The organism is Roseobacter sp. OBYS 0001 (assembly GCF_019654895.1).
Taxonomy (GTDB): Bacteria; Pseudomonadota; Alphaproteobacteria; order Rhodobacterales; family Rhodobacteraceae; genus Roseobacter; species Roseobacter litoralis.
Genome location: NZ_BPES01000001.1, coordinates 497,109 through 518,988, shown reverse-complemented (window position 1 = coordinate 518,988; position 21,880 = coordinate 497,109). Strand labels below are relative to the sequence as shown.

General features: G+C 58.2%; 17 protein-coding genes and 2 pseudogenes. 5 read left to right on the top strand and 14 right to left on the bottom strand.

Annotated elements, in window-relative coordinates; all coding sequences use genetic code 11:
- Positions 1–3: 3 nt before the first annotated feature.
- From K5Q35_RS02520 to K5Q35_RS02510, 3 genes are read right to left on the bottom strand one after another with little or no spacing between them, the layout of a single operon-like run.
- The gene (locus tag K5Q35_RS02520; RefSeq protein WP_220798319.1) at positions 4–810 is read right to left on the bottom strand and encodes a substrate-binding domain-containing protein; all 807 of its coding nucleotides are present in this window, start codon (positions 808–810) and stop codon (positions 4–6) included.
- Complete coding sequence (locus K5Q35_RS02515) at positions 807–1,523, bottom strand: ATP-binding cassette domain-containing protein (RefSeq protein WP_220798318.1); 717 nt, start codon at positions 1,521–1,523, stop codon at positions 807–809. The genes K5Q35_RS02520 and K5Q35_RS02515 overlap by 4 nt, the downstream gene beginning before the upstream one ends.
- On the bottom strand, positions 1,517–2,221 hold the full coding sequence (locus tag K5Q35_RS02510; protein WP_044025571.1) for an ABC transporter permease: 705 nt from the start codon (positions 2,219–2,221) through the stop codon (positions 1,517–1,519). Before K5Q35_RS02510 ends, K5Q35_RS02515 begins: the two co-directional genes overlap by 7 nt.
- A 283-nt stretch (positions 2,222–2,504) precedes the next feature.
- Here K5Q35_RS02510 and K5Q35_RS02505 point away from each other — a divergent pair, with 283 nt between their 5' ends.
- The 4 genes from K5Q35_RS02505 (at position 2,505) to modC (ending at position 5,881) form a co-directional block, all read left to right on the top strand.
- Positions 2,505–3,248, top strand: coding sequence for a sulfite exporter TauE/SafE family protein (locus tag K5Q35_RS02505; protein WP_220798317.1), 744 nt, complete (start codon positions 2,505–2,507; stop codon positions 3,246–3,248).
- Between the two features lie 61 nt (positions 3,249–3,309).
- Entirely contained in the window at positions 3,310–4,086 is a 777-nt protein-coding gene (gene modA, locus K5Q35_RS02500) for a molybdate ABC transporter substrate-binding protein (protein WP_220798316.1), read from the top strand.
- Between the two features lie 8 nt (positions 4,087–4,094).
- Positions 4,095–4,787 (top strand): molybdate ABC transporter permease subunit, encoded by a 693-nt coding sequence (modB, locus tag K5Q35_RS02495; RefSeq protein WP_220798315.1) that lies wholly within the window; start codon positions 4,095–4,097, stop codon positions 4,785–4,787.
- Positions 4,784–5,881, top strand: coding sequence for a molybdenum ABC transporter ATP-binding protein (modC, locus tag K5Q35_RS02490; protein ID WP_220798314.1), 1,098 nt, complete (start codon positions 4,784–4,786; stop codon positions 5,879–5,881). Before modB ends, modC begins: the two co-directional genes overlap by 4 nt.
- 9 nt (positions 5,882–5,890) lie before the next feature.
- On the opposite strand, the gene K5Q35_RS02485 is transcribed toward modC, so the two are convergent.
- The 6 genes from K5Q35_RS02485 to K5Q35_RS02460 form a co-directional block, all read right to left on the bottom strand.
- A complete protein-coding gene (locus tag K5Q35_RS02485; RefSeq protein ID WP_220798313.1) occupies positions 5,891–6,559 on the bottom strand; it encodes a D-lyxose/D-mannose family sugar isomerase in 669 nt (222 codons plus the stop codon).
- 90 nt (positions 6,560–6,649) lie between these two features.
- A complete protein-coding gene (locus K5Q35_RS02480; RefSeq protein ID WP_220798312.1) occupies positions 6,650–8,146 on the bottom strand; it encodes an AMP-binding protein in 1,497 nt (498 codons plus the stop codon).
- Positions 8,143–9,546, bottom strand: a complete 1,404-nt coding sequence (locus tag K5Q35_RS02475) for an aldehyde dehydrogenase family protein (protein ID WP_220798311.1) — start codon at positions 9,544–9,546, stop codon at positions 8,143–8,145. The genes K5Q35_RS02480 and K5Q35_RS02475 overlap by 4 nt, the downstream gene beginning before the upstream one ends.
- A 61-nt stretch (positions 9,547–9,607) precedes the next feature.
- A complete protein-coding gene (locus K5Q35_RS02470) occupies positions 9,608–10,576 on the bottom strand; it encodes a tripartite tricarboxylate transporter substrate binding protein (protein WP_220798310.1) in 969 nt (322 codons plus the stop codon).
- A gap of 43 nt (positions 10,577–10,619) precedes the next feature.
- Entirely contained in the window at positions 10,620–11,090 is a 471-nt protein-coding gene (locus K5Q35_RS02465; RefSeq protein ID WP_220798309.1) for a tripartite tricarboxylate transporter TctB family protein, read from the bottom strand.
- Positions 11,087–12,598 carry a tripartite tricarboxylate transporter permease gene (locus tag K5Q35_RS02460; protein ID WP_220798308.1) on the bottom strand — a complete coding sequence of 504 codons (1,512 nt, stop codon included), beginning with the start codon at positions 12,596–12,598 and terminating at the stop codon, positions 11,087–11,089. Before K5Q35_RS02460 ends, K5Q35_RS02465 begins: the two co-directional genes overlap by 4 nt.
- A gap of 99 nt (positions 12,599–12,697) precedes the next feature.
- Here K5Q35_RS02460 and K5Q35_RS02455 point away from each other — a divergent pair, with 99 nt between their 5' ends.
- Positions 12,698–13,726: a LacI family DNA-binding transcriptional regulator gene (locus K5Q35_RS02455; RefSeq protein WP_220798307.1), complete on the top strand. Its 1,029-nt coding sequence runs from the start codon at positions 12,698–12,700 to the stop codon at positions 13,724–13,726.
- 7 nt (positions 13,727–13,733) lie between these two features.
- Here the strand turns inward: K5Q35_RS02455 and K5Q35_RS02450 are convergent, their stop codons facing one another.
- From K5Q35_RS02450 to K5Q35_RS02435, 5 genes and pseudogenes are all read right to left on the bottom strand, one after another.
- Positions 13,734–14,777, bottom strand: coding sequence for an ACP S-malonyltransferase (locus tag K5Q35_RS02450; RefSeq protein WP_220798306.1), 1,044 nt, complete (start codon positions 14,775–14,777; stop codon positions 13,734–13,736).
- Positions 14,774–16,963 (bottom strand): thiamine pyrophosphate-dependent enzyme, encoded by a 2,190-nt coding sequence (locus tag K5Q35_RS02445; RefSeq protein ID WP_220798305.1) that lies wholly within the window; start codon positions 16,961–16,963, stop codon positions 14,774–14,776. The genes K5Q35_RS02450 and K5Q35_RS02445 overlap by 4 nt, the downstream gene beginning before the upstream one ends.
- A gap of 120 nt (positions 16,964–17,083) precedes the next feature.
- Positions 17,084–17,959: pseudogene (locus K5Q35_RS22890) on the bottom strand (adenylate/guanylate cyclase domain-containing protein); the annotation flags it as partial.
- Positions 17,960–19,048: 1,089 nt separating this feature from the next.
- Positions 19,049–20,437 (bottom strand): annotated as a pseudogene (locus K5Q35_RS22885) (AAA family ATPase); the annotation flags it as partial.
- A gap of 85 nt (positions 20,438–20,522) precedes the next feature.
- Positions 20,523–21,791 (bottom strand): patatin-like phospholipase family protein, encoded by a 1,269-nt coding sequence (locus K5Q35_RS02435; RefSeq protein ID WP_220798303.1) that lies wholly within the window; start codon positions 21,789–21,791, stop codon positions 20,523–20,525.
- Positions 21,792–21,880 lie beyond the last annotated feature (89 nt).

Here is a 21,880-nt window from a genome sequence, read left to right as displayed (position 1 = left end):
AGCCTATTTCGGTTGCGCATTGAACGTGAACAGCGTTTCACCGTTGATCATATAGCCGTTGATCAGGTCCGCTGCGCGCGGGCCGGTAAGCCAGCCCTCAAGCGCCATAGCAAGATCGTTGCGTATATGGGCGTGTTTCTCAGGGTTCACAGGCAGATAGGCATATTGGTTGAACAACACCGGATCGCCTGCATAAAGCAATGCCAGATCCGCCTTGTTGCCAAAGTTCAGCCAACTGGCGCGATCCGCAAGAATATACGCCCCGAGACCGGCAGAAGTGTTCAGGCTCGCGCCCATACCGGCGCCCACTTCGCGGTACCAATCACCGAAGGTTTCAGCGTCAAACCCGGCATCACGCCACAGGGCGAGTTCCTTTTTATGCGTCCCGCTGTCATCGCCCCGGCTGACGAAGGCAGGTTCGGTGGTGGCGATGTTCTGCAGCGCCTCAACGGCCGAAGCCGCATTGCCGATCGCCGCCGGATCGTCAGAGGGGCCGATCATCACAAAATCATTATACATGATTTCCCGGCGATGCGTGCCATAGCCATCCGCGACAAAAGCCTCTTCGGCAGAGCGAGAATGCACCAGTATCGCATCCACATCCCCGGCCTCTCCCAGCCGCAATGCCTGCCCGGTGCCGACCACCAGCAATTGCACGTCCAGATCAAGATCTTCCTTGATCGCGGGCAACAAGACATCCGACAGTCCTGAATTTTCAAAGGAGGTCGTGACGGCCAGTTTCATCTCTTCTGCCATGCTGGTGCTGGCCATCATCACGACGCTTATTACACATAAGACCCGATGTATCATCCGATGATATCCCCTCTGAAAAATGCTTGTAATTCAGGCGTCTGCGGCGTTTCGAAAAATGCCTGCGCCTTCCCGGATTCTCTTACGGTGCCATTCAGCATAAAAATCGCATCACTCGCAAGCCTCTTTGCCTGACCAAAGTTATGCGTCGTCATGATGACCCGCGTGCCCGCCTCCTGCGCCTCCAGCAACAGGGTTTCGATGTCGCGGGTGGAAGGGCCATCAAGGTTGGCGCAAGGCTCATCCAGAAAGAGAACTTCGGGGCGGCGGATCAGCGCCCGGCCCAAGGCGAGCCTCTGCTTTTCACCACCAGAAAGCCGCGTCGCGGGAAGCATCAGCCGATCCTCCAGCCCGGTCCTGCGCGCCCAGTCGCTGACCTGTTCTTCGATCACGGCGCGTGGGGTTTTGCGCAATTGCAACGGATAGCGCAGATTGTCCCCCACGGAGCGACGCAGCATGATGGGTGTCTGAAACACATAGCCCTGATGGTGCTGCGCTTCGCGGTCCGGCACCGCCCATGCGACCGCACCGCTGCTGATGCGTTCCACGCCGTGCATGACTTTCAACAGGGTGGTTTTGCCACTTCCATTCGGACCCAGAATGATCGTGCACCCCCCCGGTGCAAGCGACAGACTAACTGGCCCAAGCAGCCGCTTTCCACGGCGCCGCACGCAGACATCTTTGAGCACAAGTGGCAGGATCGTATTTACCATTGGCCCTCACGCTCCGTCCGGGACAGCCAGTGAATGCTGATGTTGATGCCAATCGCCAGCGCAATCAGCACGAACCCAAGCGCCAGCGCGAGGGCAAAATCCCCCTTGCCCGTCTCAAGTGCGATGGCCGTGGTCAGCACCCGCGTGGCATGATCGATGTTCCCCCCGACGATCATGATCGCACCCACCTCTCCGATCCCGCGTCCGAAACCTGCAAGGGACGCCGTCAACAGATTGCGCCGACCATCCCAGATCAGCGTCTTGATACGTTGCCATTGCGACGTATCGAGCGAAATCAGCAGATCATGGTACTGCGCCCATAACTCGCGCATCGCCTGATGGGTGATCGAGGCGATCAGGGGCGTGATGATGATCACCTGAGCAATCACCATCGCCGTGGGTGTGAACAACAAGCCCAAAACGCCAAACGGACCGGAACGCGACAACAGAATATACACGATCAACCCGACCACGACCGGCGGCAACCCCATCAGCGCATTCAACACCGAAATCACCAGACGCCGATACCGAAACCGACGGATCGCCAGAAATGTCCCCAGCGGCAACGCAATAACAGAGCCGATCACCAGAGCGGTCAACGTCACTTCCAAAGAGCGCAAACTGATTTCAATGAGATCCGGGTCAAGCGTCACAACAAGCCAGAAAGCGGCGGACAAGCCCTCGAAAATATCGTTCATCTTACGCGTAATGCCCATGCTCGCTTCGGTTTGCCGAGACTATGGTATGCGCCGCGCGACTGCAATCATTCGCCCCTGCACTGCCGCCAGTTTTTACAAATGCGCTTTTGCTGACTCCACAGTTCTGCCAAGGAGACTGAGCCCTACACCAAGTTTGGAAACCCATTGAACCCTGCATCGCCCTATGTGTCTGCGCGCCCTCCCGCGACCCATATCCGCAGTATGAAAACGCACCACGATAATGCGTCCGCGCTTTTGCGTCATGCCGGGGCGATAAAACACCATGACAGGTGAACAGGTCTTTTACATCGTTCTTGGGGCTGCTGCGGGCGGCTTTATCAATGGGCTTGCCGCTTTTGGTACGGCCCTGTTTGCCCTTGGCTTCTTCCTGACGGTGATGACACCTGTTCAGGCCGTGACCGTCACCGTAACGCTCACTATTTTCAGCGGGTTGCAAGGTGCCTGGGTCGTGCGCCATGCAATGCTGGAAAACACCGCCCGTCTGGCGCGGTTCATTGTACCGGGATGTTTGGGCGTACCGTTGGGTGTTTGGTCCCTGCACCTGATCGACGTGAGCGTGCTCAAACTGGTCATTGCCTTCTTCTTGATCCTCTATGGGGGATATTTCACATGGCGCAGTAACCTGCCAAAAATTCGCGAAAAAACACCAATCATTGATGCGACGGTGGGGTTTTGTGGCGGTGTTCTGGGCGGCGCGGCGTCGCTTTCAGGTGCATTGCCGACGATGTGGTGTTCGGTCCGGGGTTGGCCAAAAATGGAAACGCGCGCGGTGCTGCAACCCTTTAATCTGGTCATCCTTGCAGGCACTGCGGTCATGCTTGGCCTGCGCGGGGCCTTCACTGCGCAAACGCTTGCGTTCCTGCTATTGGCAATTCCTGTTTCAGTAATCGCAGCACAGATCGGTATTCAGGTTTTCCGCCGCATAAGCGATGTTTTTTTCCGCCAACTGCTGATCAGCCTCACGCTCGTATCCGGATGTGTCCTGCTGATCCGCGAAATCCTGTAGATCACGGCACAACGCACCGAAGCCTCTTGCACCTCGCATCCTGCTGCGGGAAGACTGGCACATGTCTGACATTTTGCGGCGCATCTCTTTGGTATTGGTGACCTTACTGTGGTCTGCAGCGAGCCTGCCTGCCGCCGCAGAGCAAATCACGGTTTTTGCGGCCGCGAGCCTGAAGGAAGCGATTGACGAGATATCATCCGACTTCACACGCGCCACAGGTATCGATGTGGCGGCGTCCTATGCCGGGTCTTCCGCGCTGGCGCGGCAGATCGGGTTTGGTGCCCCGGCTGATGTTTTTATATCCGCCAGCACCGACTGGATGAAACATCTTGAGGAAAACAACTGGATACAACCGGCCACACGCTTTGATCTTGTGGGTAACCGGCTGGTTTTGATTGGCCCGTCGTCAGATGCAGCAGCCTTTGACATCGCCGCCGATACCGATCTGATCGCAATGCTGGCAGGTGGCAGACTGGCGATGGCGCTGACCGATGCGGTCCCGGCGGGGATATACGGAAAGGCTGCGTTACAAGCGCTGGACCTGTGGGACGACGTCGCCCCCATGGTCGCGCAAACCGACAACGTGCGCGCTGCCTTGTCGTTGGTGTCGCTTGGCGCAGCTCCGCTGGGCATTGTCTATGCCACGGATGCGCTGGCCGATGACAAAGTGAGCGTGCGCGCCATTTTCCCGTCCCACGCGCATCCACCGATCATCTACCCTGTTGCGCTCACAAAAAGGGCGACATCCCCGCAGGCCGAGGCTTTTCTTGACTATCTCAACGGTGACGCGGCAGATAAGGTATTCAGGGAATTGGGTTTTCTATTGGAGGCAGACTAGAGCGTGCAATGGACTGGTTAAGCCCGCAGGAATGGAGCGCCGTGGCACTGTCGCTGCGTGTCGCTTTCTGGGCCACGCTGTGCAGCCTGCCCTTTGCCTTGCTCACGGCCCATCTGCTGGCGCGCGGCAGTTTTCCCGGCAAACAGCTCTTTAATGGCATCGTACATCTGCCCTTGATCCTGCCACCCGTCGTGACAGGATATCTTTTACTGCTCACATTCAGCATTCAGGCCCCTGTCGGCTATGCGCTGTCCCAGATCGGCATCGTCTTTGCGTTTCGCTGGACGGGTGCGGCGCTTGCGGCGGCAATCATGGCGTTTCCGCTGATGGTGCGCGCCATCCGCCTGTCCATTGAAGCCGTGGACCCCAAGCTCGAAGAAGCCGCAGCAACCCTTGGGGCCTCGCGGATGTGGGTCTATCTGACCGTCACATTGCCCCTGATCCTGCCCGGTGTTCTGGCGGGCAGCATTCTCGCCTTTGCCAAGGCGATCGGTGAGTTCGGCGCTACGATTACTTTCGTGTCCAACATTCCCGGCCAGACACAAACCCTGCCCTCAGCCGTCTATGCCTTCTTGCAGGTTCCGGGGGCTGAAGGATCAGCGTTTCGGCTGGTCGTGATTTCGATCGTCATCGCAATGGGCGCTCTTTTACTGTCAGAAATCCTGTCACGCAGGGTCGCCGCCCGGATCGGCGCATCATGAGCTTGGCTGTCTCACTGAAACACGCGTTTGCGGGGTTTACCCTTGATGCATCCTTTGATGCACCCAACGGGATCACCGTGTTGTACGGGCGATCAGGGTCAGGGAAAACGACCATTGTCAACGCATTGGCAGGCCTTCTTCATCCAAATCAAGGCCATATTTCCATTGGAACGCAAACCTTGTTTGACAGCCAGACCGGGCAGCATTTGCCCGCCAGCAAGCGGCGCATCGGCTATATCTTTCAGGAGGGACGGTTGTTTCCGCATCTCTCCGTAAGGCAAAACCTGAAATACGGCCAGTGGTTTGCACCGAAATCAGCCCCAAAAAGCGATTTTGATCAGATTGTCGAAATGCTGGGGATCGCCGCTCTTCTGGACCGGCGCCCAGCCCGGCTCTCCGGTGGTGAAAAACAACGCGTAGCCATTGGCCGCGCCCTGCTGTCCAGCCCGCAGATGATCCTCGCGGATGAGCCTTTGGCGGCGCTGGATGACGCCAGAAAAGAAGAAATCATGCCCTATTTCGAGCGTCTGCGCGACGCGTTGGGCATCCCGATCCTATACGTCAGCCATGCAGGCACCGAAGTTGCCCGGCTCGCCACCACAATCGTGGTGCTGCAGGACGGGCGTGTCGTGCGGCAAGGCCCTGCCGGCGAGGTTCTCAGCGATCCCGACGTCACTCCTTTGGGGGCAACAGCGGCGGGGGTCATGGTGCAGGCGCGTGTGACGGCCCAGCACAATGACGGGCTGACGGAGGTGTTAACCGGTGGCCTGCCCTTGCTGGTGCCTGCCGCCGCCTATTCTGTCGGCAGCACCTTGCGCCTCAGGATCGAAGCGCAGGACGTGATGCTGGCCACGGAAAAGCCCAATGCCATATCCGCCCTCAACATTCTGCCCGCCACGGTTGCAACGCTGCGCCTTGGCGATGGTCCCGGCGCGCTTGTGCAGATCAAGGCGGGCGAAAACCTGCTTTTGGCGCGGATTACGCGCAGGTCCGTCGAGGCGCTGAACCTGCAAGTGGGCACGCCCGTCTATGCAGTTCTGAAGGCGGTCTCTATTCCGCGCGGCGCGATCGGCGATCAACATCCGACCCTATAGGAACGCCCCCTACAGGTAATCTGAAACCAGCAGGTGCAACGGTTCTTCGTCCTCCTCCACGTTGGAAAACCGACCAATTGGCATCTCAAACACATTGTCTGTGCGGTCATCATTCACGGTTGAGACCTCACCGATGAGACAATCGCCTTTCTCCGCCCAGAATGCGTGCCAGATGCCCGGCATTAGCGTCACGCTCTCTCCCGGTTTGAGGCGCAAATGCGCGCCCGGTAAAAAGCTGCGCGATATGCCATCGCAGGGCACGGTGAAGGGGCTATCGCGGTCAATGCCGCCCTCTGGGTCAGACTGGAAAAGCTCGATCACCAGATCACCCCCGCCGCGGTTGATGATATCCTCGGCCTTGATGTTATGGCGATGCATCGGCGACAGCTGCCTGTCGCGCGAAATCATGATCTTTTCGGCGTATAGCATGCCGCTGCCCTGCGCCAAATCCGCTGCCGTACCGTTCCGGGTGGTAAACAGAAACAACCCCAGTTCGTCAAAACGACCCTGACCGTAATCGGTGATGTCCCACCCGAGCCCCCGCGCGCGCAGGATTTGTGCCGCGTCACTGCGCATCTGCTCCGGCGTCCAATAGGCAAAGGGTGGCAGGATATAGCCAAAGCTGCGGATGAAGGCATCACTGTATTTCACGATTTCATTGACATCAGAGCGTTTCATCACCGGGGTCTCCGTTCAGGGCGTAAACATGCAAAAGCTGCAGGCGCGTCATACACCCGGCATAAACCCGGTTTCCAGCAAAAGCTGCGCTTAGGGGGTATCAATCAGTTCAAGCAGCTTGCGGCGCTGAATTTTCCCGGACGGGCCTTTGGGCAAATCATCCAGAAAATGCACATGATCCGGTGATTTGAACGGTCCGAGACGCGCTTGGCATAACTGTATCAGATCCTCAGACGACAGCTGCGATCCTGCACGCACTTTGACCGCAGCCTCCACCGTTTCACCATAGCTTTGACACGGACGGCCAAACGCCGCTGCCTCAATGACATCGCCATGCGCGTAAAGCGCTTCATCTATTTCGCGCGGCGCAATGTTTTCCCCGCCCTTGATGATCAATTCCTTGAGGCGACCCGTCACGAAAAAATACCCATCCGCGTCCATGCGGCCCAAATCACCAGTGCGCAGCCAATCGCCCGCAAAGGTTTCCTGTGTTGCCTGCGGGTTCTTCAGGTATTCCAGCATGACATTTGGGCCTCGCACCGCGATCTCACCTTCGACACCGGGGGCGCAGGGTTTGTGCGCAGAATCCAGAACAGCAACCTGATTTCCATAAGCGCACCCCGGTGAGCCGATTTTGCGCACCCCCGGCGGCAAGGGGTTCGACAGAATTTGCGCCGCCGTTTCGGTGAGCCCCATGGTCTCGATGATCGGCACCTCAAAGCGCTGTTCAAAAGCCGTCTGCACTTCCGGCGCCAGCGCTGAGGAGGCGGAGCGTCCGAACCTCAGGCGCGTTTTGGTATCCGCATCCGGTTCGGCCGGGCTGTGCAGCAAATGGCTGATGATGGTCGGCACCACGGAATACCATGTCGCCTCGGCGCGCGCGGCGTCCTGCCAGAAACTGCGCGCCGAGAAACGGGGGCACACAGCCAGTGACCCGCCAGACACCAACGCACCCATCACGCTGACGCACAGACCATTGATATGATAAATCGGCAAAACACAAAGGCCCCGGTCATGCGGGCTGAGGTCATGGGCCACGGTGGCCGTCCAGCCCCCGGCCAAAAGGCTTGCATGGGTGTGCACAACCCCCTTGGGCTGGCCCGTCGTCCCGGAGGTGTACATCAAAAGCGCATGATCGCTCGCGCAGATGCTGTGAAGCTGTGTACCGGGCGGATCCGCGTTCAAATCAACCTGTTCAATCCCGTCAGGGCGGGCGAGGTCAAACAGCGCTTGTGCCTCCTCGTGAACCAAGGCGAAACGCGCTTCAGAATGCTCAAGCGCATAGGAGATGGCATCGCGGCCAGCCACAAGATTGACCATGGTCGCGCGAAACCCGCCATATAAAGCGCCATAAAGAGCGATCAGCCCCGTGCGCCCGTTCGGATGCAGGATCGCGATGCTTTCCCCTTTGCGCGCCCCTTTGCGCGTCAAAACCCATGCCACCCGCAAGGCTTCTGCCCGCAACGCGCGCCACGACAGAACCGTTTCATCCTGTGAAAACACCAAGGCAGTGCCTGCCTGCGTCGCGCGATGATCAAGCCAGTTGCGCACCGTCCCGGCAGGCGGCGCTTCGAGGTCCGTTTTCATGCGCCAGCGGCTTTCCAATACTCGCCAAAAATTTCCGCCACGCTGGGTTCCCGCGCGGGGATTTCGCGGATGACTTTTGCCGTCTGCATGAAGTGCTTCCAGTGCAGATTGTCGTCAATGGAATTGCCGCCCCAAGACCCGCATCCCATCGAGAGGGAAAAAGGCATGCCGTTGTTAAAAGCGCCCCCGGTTGCAAAGCAATGCGCCTGATTGACGATCACCCGACAGGTCGGCAAGGTTGTTGCCAATTCGATCGCGCGGGTATCCCGCGCCGAATGCAACCCAACCGAATGCCCTGCCCCCTGATGCGCCAGAATCTGTGCCGTTATTTCGCAAGCCGACGCAAAGTCGTCAGCCCGATAAAGCGCCGCGACGCGTGACAGCTTTTCCCCGGACAACGGGTGCTCGGGGCCAATGCCAGTGGTTTCGACCAGAATGAACTGCGTGTCTGCTGGCACATCTCCCTCAACATCCAAAGCGGCGATTGTTTGTGCCGCATCCTGCGCAATCACCGCGCGGTTGAGATGACCGTTGGGCCAGAGCTTTTGCACAATGCGGTCTTCGTCGCGGATCAGCGCGCCGCCAACTTTTGCAAGTTCGATCATGAAGGCGTCATAGATGGCATCGACCACCACAAGCGCATTTTCAGAGCTGCAGGAGGTGGCATTGTCAAAAGTCTTTGAGGCCGCGATTTTTCGCGCTGCCGCCGTTAGATCTGCGGTTTCATCGACAATGACCGGAACATTGCCCGCACCAACGGCCAATGCAGGCGTGCCGCTGGTATAGGCGCGCCGGACGTTGTTTTGCGATCCCGTCACCACGATCAGATCGCTGATCTCCAGCAGCCGCTGGGTTTTTTCCTTGGATCCCGGTGCCGAGACCATCTGCACCAAATCCGGATTTTCACCGATCTTTGCGAATTCTGCATGGACGTATTCAAGCAGCGTTTCACAGGCGGGCACCCCTTTGGGCGACGGCGACAACACAATCGCGTTTCCGCATTTCAGCGCATTGATGATGTTGTTTGCAGGCGTTGCAGCAGGGTTCGTCGACGGCACCACCGCCCCCACCACTCCAATTGCGCGGGCGATCTCAGTGATCCCCGTTTCCGGACTGTGTGTAACCGCGCCGAACGTCTTTACACCCGCAATGTCCCGCATCAAACCCAACGTTTTGCGATGGTTCTTGGTGATCTTGTCGGCGACATTCCCAAGGCCCGTGGTTTTCACAGAGAGTTCAGCGAGGTGGCGGTTGCGCGCAGGCTCCATAATGGCCCAGGCGGCGGCTTGGGCTGCCAGGTCATAGCGCGCTTGCGAGCCCTTCGCCTCATACTCCTGCTGGGCGGCACGCGCGCGCGCCACCGTTCTTTCGACTTCTCCAATGTCTTCATGGGCATTCATCTTGGACGTCCTGCTGGTGTATAAGATCCGCGCCTCAGACAAGAGGCGCGGACAGTCGTTTTCAAAGTCCGGCGAGCAATTCTGCCAGCGTCTCCTGACGCTGCGCCCACATCTCGAGCACCTCGTCACGGGTCATGACATTCATGGGCGAGCCGCCAGCCTGCATCTTACCCTGCACACGGCTGTTTTCGAACATGGCGGGGACTGTTGCCGCCAACTTGTCAATGATCGGCTGCGGTGTACCCTTTGGGACCATCACGCCCCGAAAATTGACCGAAGCGTTATCCACATCAAGTCCTGCTTCCATCATCGTCGGCACATCGGGCAGAAATTCGTTGCGCTCCAGATCAGCGACCGCAAGGATCTTGACGTTGCCCGCTTCGCGCGCACGGAATGCGTCAGACAGGTTGTTGATGCCCGCCATAACTTCGCCTGCGATCACGGCTTTCATTGCCGCCGCGCCACCGCCTTTTGTCGGGATATAGGCCAGCTTCATGTCACCGGCTTTTTCCATTTGCAACGCGGCGATATGGTGGCCGACGAAGAGCCCGGCACCGGAGGTTGTCAGCTTGCCCGGATTGGCCGAGGCGAAATCAACAACGTCCTGCAACGTGTTGAATTCACTGTCTGCACCGACCACCAGCACCGCCGGGTCCGCCCCCCAGTTTGCAATCGGTTCAAAGCTGTCCACGCTGTAGGAGACACCGCCCTTGATAGACTGCGCGATAAAATGCGGCACGTTGTAAGCGCCCAATGTGTAGCCATCTGCATCCGCCTGCGTCGCCAGCCAGTTCCAGCCCACGCGTCCCCCGGCACCCGGCTTGTTCAGGATCGCAATCGGCATCCCCAGCGCGTCCTCGTTCCCCGACGTCATCGTCACGATACGCGCCTGAAAGTCCGTCGCTCCGCCTGCGCCGTAACTCACCATCATCATCACCGGACGGTCGGGGTAGTTTTCATGCCCATCCGCAAGCGCGGCCCCCGTCATTCCCATCAGCGCGATTGCCGCACCTGCCAGTAGTTTCTTCATTCTTCAATCCTCCCTAAAGGTTATATGATCCGCGTGTTTGTCGTTAGAAAAAGACCTCACGCGGTGTGTAGACTTTCAAAAGAACGGCAAAGAGGCCGTACATGACTGCAATGAAACAGCCGGTGGCGAAAACGCGCTTACCCCATGACTTGACCTGCGAATGCGGCGCCGGGTCGTAAAGGCTGAACAGCAGGAAAAAGGCGATGGCCGTGGCCGTGTAGAACCCCAGCGTTTTCGCGGCCCAGAAGATATAGACAATCGCGACGATGAGGCCCGGCAGCATGCGGATAAAGGCATCTCCCGAGACACCCGCCCCGACCTTGGTCCACCCGAGGCAGGCCTTGACGAATGTCCAAATGGCCAGCACGGCAAAGACGGTTGAAATCAGCCGTGGAAACAGAAAGGCCTCAGCCGGTTGTTGTGTATAGCTCAGGTATGTGACCCACAGGCCCACTACCACAACGCAGCCAGATGCGACGATATGCTGGACACGCGGCAGATTGATGTCGCTCATACCATGATCTCCTCTTTCGAGACATATCGACGATTGCGGACCTCCATCCATGCGGAATAAGCGATGGATGCAATCACGGCGGCGATCAGGAACAGGTTCAGCGGACCGCCCAGGAAATAAGGCCCCAGCCCATCGGTGGCATTGGCAATCATCGACCCTTGGATAAAGTTGGATTCAGCAATCGGACCAAGGATCAGACCCAGCACCAGAGGGGCCGCCGAAAAGCCGAACCGCTCAAGAAAATACATCATGATGCCCAAGGCCGCCATGACATAGACATCGCCCATGCTGGACTGCACCGAATAGCTGCCAAAGAGCGCAAGCCCCAGAACGACCGCCGCCATCAGCGACTGCGGCACCTGAGCGACACGCGCCGCAAATCCCGCAACATAAAGGCCAAAGATGCACATCAGCACCTGCCCGATCAGCATCGAATTGATGAAGGTCCACGCGACATCGGGGTGATTGTCAAAAAGGTCCGATCCGGGGAAAATCCCATGGATCAGCAGACCGCCCAAAAGCACCGCAGCGGTGGGTGAGCCGGGAATAGACAAGGTCAACAGTGGCACGAGTGAGGGGCCGACCATTGCATTGTTGGCAGATTCAGCCGCAATCACGCCTTCGGGGTGGCCCTTGCCGAATTTCTCACGCTCCGGCGAAAACTTCTTGGCCTGATCATAGGCAACCAGCCCGGCGATCTGCCCGCCGACGCCGGGGATCAGGCCGATGATCGACCCCGTGGACATGCCGATGAACATCGCACGCGGGTATTTCAACAAGGCGCGCATGGCCTCTACTACGGAATGCTTTTGCACTTGCAGCACTTCGGTGCCGTCATCCCGCCGCCCCTTTGCAAACATGGTAATGACCTGCGGGATCGCGAAAAGCCCGATCAGCGCGGCGATAATGTTAATCCCGCCCCCAAGCGCATCATGAAAAATAAAGCGCTGCGCGCCCATGATATCGTCAAACCCGATGGTCGCCAGCCACAGGCCAATACAGCCCGACAACAGTCCTTTGACCACGGATTTACTGTCGAGCGTGCCGATGACAGTGACCCCCAGAATGGCCAGCCAGAACAGATGCGAAGGCCCGAACGCCAGGGCCCATTTGGCCAGAACGGGCGTGAGAAAGATCAACAGCAGGACCCCGAAAATGCCCCCCACTGCAGAAGACAGAAAACTAAGTTGCAGGGCTTTGGTCCCCTCACCATTCTGCGCCATCGTGTGGCCGTCCAGCGTGGTGGCAATATTGGCAGGTGCGCCGGGAATCTTGAGCAAGATCGCCGAAACTGCCCCGCCTGCAACGGTTGATGTATAGGCTGCGCCCAGCAAAATCAGACCCTGCGTCGCGTCCAGTTGAAAGGTGAAGGGGATCAGCAAGGCAACGGCCATGGTCGGGGACAAACCCGGCGTGGCCCCAAGCACAAGCCCGCCAATCGTGCCCAAGAGTAACAACGCAAAGTTGACCGGCGTGAATACATCACCGAAATAATAGATAAACTCCATTCAGGCCCCCTCCCGTCAGGACGTTCTTGACCTTTCAGGCTAAGGCATGAAAATAGTTTTGCAAATGTTTTCATAAAATGCATGAATTAGGCACTGTATATGACTGATAAAAAATCAAAAAATGCTGACATTGTGGCGGTTGCAAATGCCGCGAAGGTCTCGATTTCCACTGTGTCGCGCAGCTTCAATCACCCCGGGTTAGTCAATCCTGCGACTCGTAAAAAGATCGACCGCGCGGTGCGCAAACTGGGCTATATCCGCAACCGGGCCGCGCAGACCATGCATGGCATTCGCAGTGGCACAATAGGGCTTGTACTGCCGACCATCGACAATACGATTTTCGCCGAAGTGATACAGGCTTTTTCCGAAAGCGTGGATGCGCACGGGTTCACGATCCTTGTCGCGTCCCATGGCTATGATCTCGAACGCGAATATGCGGTGCTGCGCAAGTTTCTGGAACACCGCGTGGATGGCGTTGCCCTGATTGGGCTGGATCACAGCGACGAAACCTACCAATTGATCAACAGTCAGGCCATTCCGGCGATCACCATTTGGAACTATGATGCGGCCTCCCGGCTTTCCTGCGTTGGGGCGGACAATTGGCAGGCGGGCCGTTTGGCAGCACAGCACCTCATCGATCTGGGGCATCGCGAAATCGCCGTGGTTTTCCCCCCTGTTGCCGGTAATGACCGGGCGCGCGCCAGACATGACGGCGCGCTTTCGGTCCTGTCCCTGCACTGTTCCGACCTGCCCCCGTCCTGGACCCAACAGGCGCGTTATAGCATCGCCGATGGCAAGGACGCCGTGATCAATCTGCTGTCTGCCGACAGACGCCCCACGGCCATTTTATGTGGCAATGACGTCTTGGCCGTGGGGGCCATCCATGCGGCACGACGCCTGAACCTAAGTGTTCCAGAGGATTTGTCGGTCATCGGAATAGGCGATTTCAAAGGGTCAAAAGAAATGGAACCGGCCTTGACCACCATCAGCCTGCCCGCGCGCACAATCGGGCAGATTGCAGGCGAACAACTGGCCCAATCCATCATCCAGGAAGACCGCCAGATCCGCCGCACGGATTGTGCTATTTCGCTGGCAAAGCGTGACACATGTCAGGTCTGTACGACCTAGCAGCGTTTCAAAAACCCACGCACATCAGGCGCGCCCGATCCTCGGCCAATCCCATGGACAGCAGCACAGGATCCGTGCGCTGGCGGGTTTGGAAGTCTTCCTTGCTGATCAGACCCTGCCACTCGATCGAGATCAGCGCTTGCGCGACCGCCCCGCCCAGCGTGGTGCCCGGACCTGTGATGATAAAGACGTCAGGGGCAAATGTACGGGCTGCAACTGTGATTGCGCGGGTGAAATCGTAGGGGGCTACCACCTGATGGCCAAGGGTATAATCGCGAAGGTCTTCTGTTGTGCACGACTTTGGATACCAGACTGCCCCCCGCCCATCGATGATCGGACGCTGCGGCGGCTGGAAAAGTGCCGCGCTGAGGGCTGCGCGCCCCTGCGCCGCGACAGGTTCCTGCAGGGCGGTATGAAACGCGGCGTGATTTGGAAGCCGCATCGGATAACGCCCCTGCACAGGTGTAACACTTTGTTCAAATGCGGACAGACCGGCTTCATTCCCTGCGACGACCAGCATACCGCCGAGGTGGATGGAGACCGCAAGACTGTGATCAGGGCGCCGCCCGATCTGCGCGACCTGCTCCAGCAACGTGTCACGCAGCCCCGGTATCTGCTGCCAATTCTCATCCACAAATGGATAGAGACACTGCCCGCCGATCATGCTGTCTTGCATCAGCGTGCCCATCGTGTTGACAATCCTGAACGCATCGACTGGTTTCGCGGCCCCCGCAACGGCCAGTGCCGAATACCACCCCATCGAATTTCCGGTCACACCGACCACTTCGATCTGCTCCGGTATTTTCTGCGCATCCAGAAACGACGCGGTATAAATCAGGGCCGAGGCGTGATCGCCCCGTGTGTGAAGGGCCTGCTGATAGCGCGCAGCACCATCGAGGTCGGCCAGCGTCTGCTGTCCCAGCGCGGTCCTTTCGCGGTCAAACGCCGCGAGGTGGTCCAAGGCATCGCTGTGATGGCGCGCAAGATATCCCAGTTCGCTTTTCGTATAGGTGCCGCGACCGGGGCAAATCACAACTGCGGTTTTGCTCATGATGCACCCTGCGCCAGTCCGAGTGCCGCAGACACGATACCCTCGACCGAGGGAAGCGTCGCCGCATAGGCAGGCCCGGTTGCGATAAAACAATCCTCTGCGGTGAGGCGCGCCACCCGGGTCCGCCCCGCTTCGGTAAAAAGGCTCAGCAAAGCCTCGGACTGACTGCCCGTGCGGCGGCACTCATCGACGATCAGCACCGAAGCACAGTCCTGCGTGGCCGCAAGGATCGCAGCATCGGGCTGCGGAGCCAGCCAGCGGATATCAATCACGCGGGTCCCAACACCCTTTTCTGCCAACACCTTGGCCGCTTTTTCGGACAGATACCGCCCGTTGCCATAGGAAACCAGCGCGATATCCGTGCCATCCCCAACCACGCCCACATCGCCAAGATCGATCCGCTGATCCGGTGCGGGGTAGTGGTGCAGCCATCCGCCGTCGCCCGCTACGTGCAGATCGCGCATCGGGTAAAGCGCGATCGGCTCGATAAAGACCACCACGCGCTGTTCTTCGCGCGCCAGCCGCACCGCTTCGCGCAGCATCATCGCCGCATCCGCCCCATTGGACGGACATGCGATCACAAGCCCCGGAATGTCGCGCAGAACGGCAAGGCTGTTGTCGTTGTGAAAATGTCCGCCAAATCCCTTTTGATACCCCAACCCCGCAATCCGCAGCACCATCGGGTTGGTAAACTGACCATCCGAGAAAAAACTGAGCGTCGCAGCCTCACCACGTAGTTGATCCTCGGCATTGTGCAGATAGGCGAGGAACTGGATTTCCGGGATCGGAACAAAACCGTTGTGCGCCAGTCCCAACGCGAGGCCCAGAATGGATTGTTCATCCAACAGCGTATCAATAACCCGGTCCGGGCCAAATCGCGCCTGCAGCTTTTGCGTCGCACCGTAAACGCCGCCCTTGCGACCGACATCTTCGCCAGCAACGATAACCTCGCCGTGCTCAAGCATCAGATCAGCCAGCGCCCAGCTGATCAGCCGCCCCATGGGCTGTGGCTCTGCCATGGCGCGCAAGTCACTACCGAAAAGCGCGTCGCGTTCGCTGGCATCCGGCCCGTTGCTGGGCACGACCTGCCGCGCTGGCGGGATCAGGCTGGCGGCGACGTCTTCGCTGGTTTTCAGGCGCGGTCGCGTCACCGCTTGTGCGGCTAGTCGCGTGCATTGTGTGCCCGCGTTTTGATAGATTTCCAAGGCTTCTTGGGGCGCGCAGGCCTGCCGTTCGTGCATCAGCCGGACACTGTGCAACAAGGGGTCATTGGCTTCATCCGCCGCAATGGCCTGTGGGCTGCGATAGGTCGCCTCAACATCTGACCCTGCATGACCATAAAGACGAATAGTGCGCAGATGCAAAAACGCAGGCTTGCGATGGCGCCGCACATATGCCGCCGCAGCCCCCGCAACAGCGAGGGTTTCAGTCATATCGAGACCATTGCAGGCAAAGTAGCGCAGGCCCGGACGGTGCGCCAAATTGGCCGCAATCCACCCCTCAGGCGTTGGGGTCGAAATGCCGATGCCATTGTCTTCACAGACCAGCAGCAGTGGCATGGGCACCGATTGATAACTGCTCCAGCAGGCCGCGTTGATTGCGCCCTGCGCCGTGGAATGATTGGCTGATGCATCGCCAAATGAACACATGACCACAGCATCATGGGGCAGCGTGGACTGGTCAGGTTTCAGGCGACGCGCCAGACCAATCGAATAGGCGGCCCCCACCGCCTTGGGCATATGGCTTGCAATCGTCGAGGTCTGCGGCGGGATGTTGAGCGCCTTGGACCCCAGGACCTTGTGCCGCCCGCCTGAGATCGGATCATCGCGCGACGCGGCAAAGCTCAGCAGGATATCCCATGCGGGCGTCTGTCCCGGCACCTGTGCCGCGCGTTGGATCTGAAAAGCGGCGTCGCGGTAATGCAAAAAGGCCATATCTGTCGGGCGCAGGCTTTCAGCAACCGCCGCCATGCCCTCATGCCCGCTGGAGCCGATGGTGTAATACCCCTGCCCCGCCTTTTGCATTGCGCGGCTCGTCCGATCAAGCTGGCGCGACAGACATTGCGCGCGGAAAACCTCAACCATTTTTTCCTGCGGCACATCACGCCGCGCGGCGGACCCATCCGGAAAATCATGCGCCGCGACGCGTTTCAGAAAGTTCTCGTGAACGATCCCAGCACGATCCATTTTCGTCGTCCTCAGTTCCGGCTACAGGCACTCATTTTGCCGGTTGGACGGTGCTGGGATTCGGGGCAATTGTCCATGCACATTGCGCGCCAATAACAGCACTGCATTGCTGCCATGATGTCAATCAGCCGTCGCGCCGACACCTTTCAAAGCGACCAAAGCCGTTTTGGCCAATTCGATCCCACGCTCAATGTTCAGATCTTCAAACATACGGCGTGTGACCGCGTAGGCCTGCGCAGCTTCCTTATGTTCGCCTTTAGCAGCAAGGACATGCCCATTGACCAGATAGGACCATGCCAGATCACATTTGCACTGACGTTCTGTCTGGATTTGGATGGCCGAGGTGATCGACGCCTGCGCGGCAGAAATATCCGGCGTACTGCTCGCGATCTGCACCTCGGTGGCCACGCGCAACGCGATGGATCGCGGCCAGGTTTCGCCGCTTTCGGTGGCCGTCACGACCGCCGCCTCACTGAGCCGCATTGCCGTATTGATGTCACCCTTGGACAAAAGCGCCTTCGCCAGAAAAGCCTCAAACGCGCCGCGGTGAAATGAGGTGCCCAGGGTGGCCCCCAGTTCAAGGCATTGTTCCAGATGATTGCGCGCAGCGACGATTTCTCCTGCGACAAGGCAGGCTTCTCCGCGCCATCCCAAGGTCAGGTATTTGCGGAACACATCACCCGATTGTTCGCAGATATAGAGGCTTTGTTCAAAATCAGGCGTGGCGTCTGACAGATGGCCGAACCATCCGTTCACCAGCCCGCGAAACATCAGACAGGCCGCTTCTGTCGGCAGATGTGCAACCTCACGTGCCAGCGCCACACCGTGATTGGCCGCATCCATCGCTTGCTGGTATTGACCATGTTGTGCGAGCGCAAAGGCCAGAACACCCGCAACGGCCGCTTCCTCAAGGTGGTCGCCTACATCGTGCATCTGGCGCACGCTTTGCGAGGCATAGTTGATCGCCGCCACGGGCTCTCCGAGCAGGCAATGTACACGCGCCAGCAGGTTGACGGGTCCGGTCTTCATCCGCTCGTCGGTATCACTCAGCTGTTCGGCCAGTTCCAGTGCCTGACGGGCCAGATCAGCCGCCAGCGCAAACCGGCCCAGCACATAATACGTCCGACCCGTCCAATACTGTATCTGACACAAACGGATCTTGTGGTCTATTTTCTCAGCCAGCGTTCGCGCCATGCCAAGATTGCCAAGGTTGCGCTCGAATTGGTCGCGTGACGAGGCGACATTCGCAAGTTTCAGGATCGCACGGATTTGCAGCTTCGCGGACAATTCGTCCGACGGAATGGATTTGGCCATATCCAATGCGGACTGGTAATGCGCGGAGGCCTCGGTTGACGCATAGCGCGCCGCCGCCGCATCCCCGGCGCGAAAACTGAAGGGGATCGCTTTTTCCACATCACCCGCAGCCTTGTAATGATAGGATAAAACTTCCGGGCTGCGCTCGCTCACCTGCGGGAACCGCCCCTCCAGAACCTCCGCGATGTCCAGATGAAGCTGGCGCCGCTTGCTGTGCAGCAGGCCTTGATAGGCCGCATCCTTGATCAGCGCATGTTTAAATTCATAGACGACCTCGGGGGCCAACCCGCGCCGATAGAGCAGTTCCGAATCCACAAGGCGCGTCAACGCGACATCCAGCGCATCCTCGCTCTTTTGTGTCACCGCCAAAAGCAGCGCGTGGCCAAAGGTGCGCCCCAGCACCGACGCAAGCTGTGCTGCCTCTTTCGCCGATCCGAGGTGATCCAGACGCGCCATCAACGAATCCTGCAACGAATCCGGGATGGCCGTCGCCCCGAGCGGCCCCGTCAATTCATACCGCCCGTTCACGAGCTTGAGCAGGTCCATCTCGAGAACCAGCTTGGTCAATTCCTCGATGAACAGCGGCACGCCGTCCGTTTTTGAACAGATATGATCCAGCACCTCATCAGGCAGCGGCCGACCGCCCGTCACCCCTTCGATCAACTCGATGCTCTCAGGACGGCTGAGGTGGCGCAAACGCAACACCGTCAAATGCGGCTGCTTGCTCCAGAGCGGTTCGAAATCAGCACGGAACGCGGGGACAACCAGAATTCGGGACGTGCGCACATGCTCGACCAAAAGCCCCAGAAACTCGCGGGTTGAATGATCCGCCCATTGCAGGTCTTCGACAAGGATCAGCAACGGAGTTTTTTCGGACAGCGCCTTGGCAACGGACACAAGCGCTTTGAGTGTTTGTTTTTTCTGGTCCTCAAGCGTCAGAACCGGAGTGTTGTATCGCCCTGCGGCGGGCAAACTAAGCATCGCGGCCAGCAAGGAGCCGTACTCCGCCACGTCAAACCCCAGCTCGGCCAGATACGCGTCCAACTTGTCCAGCATGGCCGTAGGCGCGTTATCCGCCTCAGATTGAAGGGTGCGTTCAAAGAAATCAATCACGGGGTGGAACGGCGTGTCCTGCCTGTAATTCGAACAGACAAAACTGATCGCCGTGCAATTCTGGGCCAGCACCTGCATCTGAAAATGCTGCAAAACGCGTGACTTACCGACGCCCGGCTCGCCTGACACAAGAACGATCTGCCCGTCGCCGCCCTTGGCCTGATCCCACCTGTTCACAAGCAGGCTCAGTTCTTCTTTGCGCCCCGCCATTGGGGTCAGACCCCGCTGCAATTTTGCTTCAAAACTGCTGCGCGCCTCGGTACTTTCGCAGACGCGGAAAACTTCGATCGGGTCTGAAACGCCCTTGAGAGACTGCGCACCAAGCGGCTCGCAGATAAAAAGACCCTCAATCAGGCGGTGGGTGCGCCGGCCGATCACGACGGTGCCGGGTTCCGCGAGGGACTGCAAGCGGGCCGCAATATTGGGTGTGTCCCCCACAATCGCCATCTTTTCGCGCTGCTCACCGGCACCAATATCGGCGGCAACGACTAGCCCCGTATTCACCCCGATCCGCACATTCAGGCAGACGTCAGGTGCGGAGAAATCCTTGTTCAGCGCTTCAACAGCGGAAATGATGGCAAGACCTGCGCGGATCGCCCGCTGCGGGTCATCTTCATGCGCTTGCGGGTATCCGAAGTAGATCAGCAGCCCGTCACCCATGAAATTTCCGATGAAACCGCCGAATTGTTCGACGACTTCGGCACAGGCCACACGGTAGGCTGTCAGCAAGCCGGTCATCTCTTCGGGGTCCAACTGCTCCGAAATAACTGTCGAGCCAACGAGGTCGCAGAACATCACCGTAAGCTGGCGGCGGTCCCCTTCGAAGGCGTATGGTTTGGCCGGATCAACAGGGGATTGTCGGCGGGCTGGAACAGGCGCAGAATTACTCTGCACGATCGCAACACCGCAGCCCCCACAAAAGGCATCATCAGGTTCATTGGAGAACCCACAAGAGGCACAGGCAACCGGAAGCGCGGTTCCGCAACTGCTGCAAAAACGCCGTCCCGCACGATTTGCGGTGTCGCAATTCAGACATTCAATACTCATGCGTCCGTTCCCTTGGCGGCGCTTGATCGCACCTTTTTATACTCAACGGTTCTCCCCTATATCCCTTAGGGTAGCAAAGCGCGCTCTATTTGTCTTTGCTTGCCGTCGATTGTTTTTTAGCGTTTTTTTCCGGCCCATAGGATTGCTCGAACATCTGCGCCGCATATGAGAATGCGGTGATCAGGTCCTTGTCGTTTTCCTTGCCTTCAGCCTTGGCCAGTTTCTCGAACTGCTTTTTCAGTTCCGACCCTTTGGCCGGGGCGGCGCTCTTCTTGGCAGTTTTGACGATATCCATCATCTCCTTGCCCATCCCTTTTTTCGCAATCGTCTCAATGGTGTTCTTGGGTGTCTTTACGTTGGTGGCCTCGAGCTTGGCTTTGTGCGTCTGTGCAAATTCCGTTCCGGTCTTATACCCGATGTCAAACAATGTGGACATGTTTGAGTAGGACCAGTCCAGCACCTTGGGCCATTGCTCTTCGGAGATATTGTCACGAAACGGCATGCGCAAAACATCGATCCCTTCAAGCTGGGAGCCCGTGGTTTCATAATTTGCCGAATCCATTTCAGCGATCCGCGTCAGTGGGTTGATGATGGAATGCACCCATGCATCATAAAGGTTGTCAGGCTCGGCAATCAGCTTTCTCTGGCCCAGGATATCGAAATAGATAACCGTATCCACAAGATTGCGGCTCATCACATAGCCCGGGCTAAAGGCCAGTGTGTCAAAGGCCGATCCTTCAAGATATGTTTTGCCGTCCATTTTATAGGGCGCATAAATTAAGGGCATCGCCAAGGCCGCCTTGAAATGGTCGGATGTAATTTCCTCCTTGGCAAATGTCACTTCTGCTTCGTCTTCGATGCAGTAGGCAGACATCAGAAACTCGCCATCAAAATCAGTAAGCTTGTCAAAATCCACGACCAGATCAATCCATGGCGGTGGCTGGCACATCCCGTTTTGTTTGGGGTTCATATCGCTTGGACAAAAGGCCGCGACCCAGAATTGCGTGATATCCGACATGAAACGCTGCGCTTCGTTCTCGCGTGGCATGGCCGCCAACCATGTCTGATGGAATTTCGTATAGGCCTCGGCCATGGGACCGGCCTTGTGGAAGATTTTGTAATTGACCGGGAACATATTGTAGATGCTGTCGTGCACACCCATTTCGCGGGTTGCCTGCAACGTTTCCTTGCGCGTACCGTTTCTTGGTGCCGCATACAGCAACCCGATCAGCATCCCCGCGCCGGTTGTTGAAACCACGTCAAATTCGATGCCTGCATCATCCAGCGCCAATAGAGCACCCGACATCAACGGAAGGTTGGGCGCACCGCCCCCCAAGACAAGTCCAATAGCCATCTAAAATATCCCCAATATGCTTGGCGCAATCGTTCCGTCATGCGTGTCTCCCTGTCAAGCCCGCGCACTGTGTGACAAGTGCTGCCTAA